The sequence below is a fragment of the Caulobacter sp. CCH9-E1 genome (assembly GCF_001556515.1).
Classification (GTDB): domain Bacteria; phylum Pseudomonadota; class Alphaproteobacteria; order Caulobacterales; family Caulobacteraceae; genus Caulobacter.
The window spans coordinates 1-450 of record NZ_LSJA01000229.1 but is presented as its reverse complement, the minus strand read 5'-3'; the positions used below and the strand labels follow the sequence as shown (position 1 = coordinate 450).

General features: G+C 65.3%; 1 protein-coding gene. It reads right to left on the bottom strand.

The window, feature by feature from the left end:
* Window positions 1-450 (bottom strand): Tn3 family transposase (locus AX690_RS13025; protein ID WP_156449662.1); only part of this gene is annotated, 450 nt, incomplete at both ends.

The window sequence follows — 450 nt, the reverse complement described above, 5'->3', positions numbered from 1 at the left end:
TTTTGCCGTTTGAACGCCGACAGCTTCTTGAGCATCACCGAGGGTGCGACGGAACCGGCCTTCAGAGACGCCGCCAGGTGGACGATGTCCTCCCAGTTTTCTTCGATGACATCGACGCGGATCGGCCGTCCGAGCAGGGGTTCGAGGATGCTATGGCGCGGCTTGGCGCCGATGATAGCTAGCCTGCGGTCCTGGAGATCGCGCAAGCGAGGCACAAACCGGTAGCCCAGCAGATGGCAGAGCGCGAACACGTGGTCGGTGGCGCCGCCGGTGTCGGTGTAGTGCTCGCCGCCACCGCGGCCGATCAGACCGTCGAGCACATAGGGCGCCTCCGAGGAAGTGGCCGACAGCACCCGGGTATGGAACGAGCCGTGCATGTCCGACAGGTGGGTGTAGATCCGCAAGCCCGGCTCTGGACCGTACTTAGCGTTGACCTCGGCGGCGCCGCCG